Below are 4894 nucleotides of genomic sequence, written 5' to 3'. Positions count from 1 at the left end.
CAATAGCGTCCTAAACGATTAAAAAAAAGAGGGGCAGAATTAAAGTATCTCAAATACCTTTGAGTTGCACAACAAAAACACCGCCCCTAATGACAAATATAAATTTATTCTCACAAATTATTTCAAGATTAGATCGTTCTTCTTTTACTAAACTTGTCAATAAAAAAACGACAGATAAACATCACAAAGGCTATAATAGTTGGACACAACTTGTATCCATGCTATTCTGTCAATTTGCAAAAAGTCAATCTGTACGGGATATAAGCAATGGCTTGCGTTCAGCTACAGGCAATTTGAATCATCTGGGCATTCAAAGAGCACCTTCAAAGTCAACCATAAGCTACCAGAACAAAAACAGGGATTGGACATTGTTTAAGGATTACTATTATCAATTGCTAAACCGTTTAGGACAGCAGGCTGGTTTCAGGCAAGTTAAATTCAGGATCAAATCAAAAATATTTCTCCTTGATGCATCAACAATAAGTTTGTGTTTAAGCCTGTTTGACTGGGCAAAATACAAAACTTCCAAAGGGGCAATTAAAATGCATACAGTCCTTGATTACGATGGGAACTTACCCGCATATGTAAACATTACAGATGGGAAAACAGCAGACAATAAAGGTGCTTATAACATCCCATTGCTTAAAGGAAGTGTTCTTGTTGCTGATCGTTTTTACAATGATTTTTCTTTGTTAAATATTTGGGACAGCAAAGGGGTATTTTTTGTTGTAAGACACAAGGAGAATATTAAATATACTTCGATAAAAGAAAATGAATTGCCAGATAATAGGTATGAGCATATCCTTAAAGATGAAATTATTATGCTAACAGGAGTACAATCAAAAAAAAAGTATCCTAATAAGCTCAGAAGAGTTGCTATTTGGGATGAAGTAAACAAGCAAGTTATTGAAGTCATTACCAACCAAATGTCTTGGACAGCAAACACAATAAGCGAACTCTACAAAAGTAGGTGGCAGATTGAAATATTTTTCAGGGAGATAAAACAGCTTTTACACATTAAATCTTTTATTGGAACATCCCAAAATGCGGTTATGATACAGATATGGACTGCTTTGATTACAATACTAATTTTGAAAGTGTTAAAAGCTATGGCAAAATATAGTTGGCAGCTTTCAAACCTTGTGGCTTTTATCAGACTTAACTTATTTGTTAAAATTGACCTACAAAAATGGTTGGACAAACCATTTGAAGATCCTCCTACTAGAAATCAAGTACATATACAGGGGGTGCTTTTTGAAAATCATCAATTATAATCCTTTTTTATCTTGATTTAGACATTCTTATCGTTCTGAAATTTATTTAGGACAGGATTGATTTTTCACCTTTAAGTAGTGTTTCAAGTTTATATTTCAAATCAGAAAAAGGGAAATTACTATCTATAAATTCTTTAAATGGTTTTCATTCTGAAATGACTATTCCTTTGTTTTTGCAAGTTGGCGTAATTGGTGAAATGAATATCCAACCTGACTTATCCTATTTAGATGATGGTATAGAGGTTTTGTTGGAAGATTTATTTACAGGTGATGTAACAAATCTAAAAGAAGGTACTTATACGTTTACTTCAGACCAACATGGACTTGACAAGCGATTTTTACTCCATTTTATTGAATCACAGGAAGTAACTCTTTCAGATGATGAATCAATAGCAAGTAACACAGTTAATGTTTGGTCAACAAACAAAACCGTATATGTTAACTTAGAACAAACTGAAAATACACCAACAACCGTTATCGTTTATGATTTATTCGGAAAGGAGCTTTATAATTCGATTCAATCCAATGGTAATATGCTGGAAATAAACCTCAATGAATTCGCAACAGGCTACTATGTTGTTAAAGTAAATAATGAAAACCAATCCCTTGCTGAGAAAGTTTTTATAAAGTAGTTATTCCGTTGTGAATAATAAAACCCGGTAATTTATTATCGGGTTTTTATTTTTGTAGCTATCTATAAAAAATGGAAAAGGAAATCCTTTCTAACTTGAAGAAAAACAACGGTATCTCTGAATACTTTTCAGAAGTTTTGTTGCTAGCCTTATTATTAACTTTCTATAGTTTCGGATTCTATTATGGAAACCTACTTCATGATTATTCAAAAATCCTATTATTAGTAATAAATGCTGTTTATATAATTCTTATTCTTCCGAGGATCATTTTTGTTAAAAAGGAGACAGGCTTGTATAATGCTTCTTTGATCATTTCTATCATCAAAAGATTCTTTAAGCATGTATTGTACAGAAATAATTACCACAGTCAATTTTCAGTCTTTAAAAATGATATTGAAAAGCATAAGTTTTTGTTCTTTTTGGTAAAAATTATTTTCATACCAATTATGCTCAACTTTTTTGTGGAGTATGTGATTTATTTGTATGAATTTTTTGCCCAGAATGCATTTGGAATGAAATTCATTCTCTCCGATTTTAGATGGTTTTTACTGTTATCGGCAATTATTTTTGGTATTGATACACTTTATTTTTCATTCGGTTATTTAGTTGAGCATAAGAGATTTAATAATATCGTAAAATCCATAGATACATCTGTTTTAGGTTGGTTGGTAGCACTCGCTTGTTATAAGCCTTTTAACAATGTAACTGTACGTTTGTTTCCCATGTTTGCTGATGAAAATGTATTCTTTATCAATAAAGACCTCACCTTGATTCTGTATCTAACAGTAATCATATTTTATGTTATTTATTTGTTAGCCACATTCGCATTGGGTTCTAAATGTAGCAATTTAACGAATAGGGGAATTGTTAATAAAGGAGTCTATCGTATTATACGGCATCCGGCATACGCATCAAAAGTTATTGCCTGGTGGTTATTGTGCATACCAATTATAAATATCAAAGTAATAATTAGTATGTTTGTTTGGACAACTATTTATCTGCTAAGAGCCTATACTGAGGAACAGCATCTTTTAAAAGATAAGGACTACCAAAAATATTGTAAAGAGGTTAAGTGGAAATTCATTCCTTTAATATATTAGATAGTTAATTATAAATATTGATTCCCAAAATGACACATAGTTCCTATTTTTAAATGTTTTTTGTTTTCAATTGAATTGTAAACAATACATATTGTAGGTTTTATGGTTTTGCACAGTAATTGAATAGTTGTTATTTAGGGTCTGCTGAAAAAGCACAAGAATCCATATAACAAGTTGATAATTAGCAATAAGTGTTAATAAATATTTATCTTAATCCAGTCTAAAATGCAGGGATATCAGTATCTTAGTATTATAAAGTTTGCATTTTATGATACGCTATACACCGGAAAGTCAATTAACAATAGAAGGTTTTAAAACACCCTTTCAAGCTAGCTTATCACCTGATAATAGGTGGGTTAAGTTAAGTGAAATAGTTCCGTGGGATAAATTTGCCAGTATTTATATTTCAAAAATGAATACTAATTTTGGAAGACCTGGTATTTCACCAAGAGCAGTTCTTGGAGCGATGATAATTAAGCATTTAGAGAAATTAGATGACAGAGGTGTAATTGCCTCCATACAAGAAAATATTTATATGCAGTTTTTTGTTGGACTGGCTGGTTTTAAGAATGAGCCAATTTTTGACCCATCATTATTTGTTGAGATACGAAAACGAATAGGGGCTGAGAGTTTTGATGCATTGAATGTGGCATTGATTGAGTCTGTCAGCAAGGATGAAGACAGCAAACATTTATCAAAAAACAAAAAGCAGGACAAAAATGAAGAGCCCGACAATACAGATGTTGAAGGTAATACAGATGTGCTCAAACCAGTCATCCCCAATAAAGGCAAATTACAAATAGATGCAACTGTAGCCGATCAATACATAACCTATCCAACTGACACAGGTCTTTTACGCCAATCAATAAAACAATGTGAAAAGTTAATTGACAATCTGTACAAATTACAAGGAAAAAAAGGGACTAAACCACGAACGTACCGAAGGAAACTGGACAAAGATTTTTTGGTATTTTCAAAGAAACGTAAAAAAACAAGAAATGATATACGTAAAACAAACAGAATATTTTTAGAAGCACTACAAAGAAACATTAAGCACATAAACAGAATGTTGGGGAGTTTTGATAAATTTCCTCTTAAGAAGGAAGAGCAAAAGATGTTATGGATTGTAAATTTACTTTATGAACAGCAAAAATACATGTATGATAACAAAACAAATAGCTGTGATGACAGGATAGTAAGCATTTTCCAACCTCATGTACGTCCAATAGTAAGGGGAAAACAGAAATCAAAAGTAGAATTTGGCTCCAAACTAGGGGTTAGCCTTGACAATGGATTGGCAAGAATAGATACCATGAGCTGGAATGCTTATAACGAATCAGGCGATTTAGAAAAACAAGTAGAAGCATACAAAAGGCTACATGGGTATTACCCTGAACTGGTTCAAGCAGACAAAATATATGCTACCAAGAATAATCGAAGATATTTAAAGATCAGAGGCATACGAATAACAGCCTCGCCACTTGGACGAAGAAAAACAAAAAATCAGGAGAGTTATTATAAAAAGCGCAAACATAAAAAAGAAGCAACAGAACGCAATCAAATTGAAGGTAAATTTGGACAGGGTAAAAATGGATACGAACTGAACAGGATACGGGCTAAATTGAAAGACACTTCTGAAAGCTGGGTTTCTGCAATATTCTTTATAATGAATTTAATATGCATAAGAGATAGAGGGATTATTTGGTCTAAACTTTTCTGTTTTATTAGTCTGTTTAGCAGGAGATTGCCTGAATTTGCCTTTGTAAGGACAGATATAGGGTCAAATTCATTTTTCAAAGAATGATTCAATAAATTTCAATCTTCTCAAATTTTAAAAGTTGTGTAGTCTGACTTTCTCAGCAAGCCCTAAATAACAAGAGACCATCAT

4 protein-coding genes are annotated in these 4894 nt (G+C 32.1%); all 4 read left to right on the top strand.

Features of this window, described 5'->3' with window-relative positions:
- Positions 1 to 89: 89 nt before the first annotated feature.
- The 4 genes from HN894_10355 (at position 90) to HN894_10340 (ending at position 4810) form a co-directional block, all read left to right on the top strand.
- Positions 90 to 1274 carry an IS4 family transposase gene (locus HN894_10355; protein MBT7143730.1) on the top strand — a complete coding sequence of 395 codons (1185 nt, stop codon included), beginning with the start codon at positions 90 to 92 and terminating at the stop codon, positions 1272 to 1274.
- Between the two features lie 155 nt (positions 1275 to 1429).
- The gene (locus HN894_10350; protein ID MBT7143729.1) at positions 1430 to 1906 is read left to right on the top strand and encodes a T9SS type A sorting domain-containing protein; all 477 of its coding nucleotides are present in this window, start codon (positions 1430 to 1432) and stop codon (positions 1904 to 1906) included.
- 71 nt (positions 1907 to 1977) lie between these two features.
- Positions 1978 to 3006, top strand: coding sequence for a DUF1295 domain-containing protein (locus tag HN894_10345; protein ID MBT7143728.1), 1029 nt, complete (start codon positions 1978 to 1980; stop codon positions 3004 to 3006).
- A 268-nt stretch (positions 3007 to 3274) separates the two neighbouring features.
- Positions 3275 to 4810, top strand: a complete 1536-nt coding sequence (locus HN894_10340) for an IS5 family transposase (GenBank protein ID MBT7143727.1) — start codon at positions 3275 to 3277, stop codon at positions 4808 to 4810.
- Positions 4811 to 4894: the final 84 nt, after the last annotated feature.

Source organism: Bacteroidota bacterium (assembly GCA_018692315.1).
Classification (GTDB): domain Bacteria; phylum Bacteroidota; class Bacteroidia; order Bacteroidales; family JABHKC01; genus JABHKC01.
This window is presented reverse-complemented; position numbering and strand designations above follow the sequence as displayed.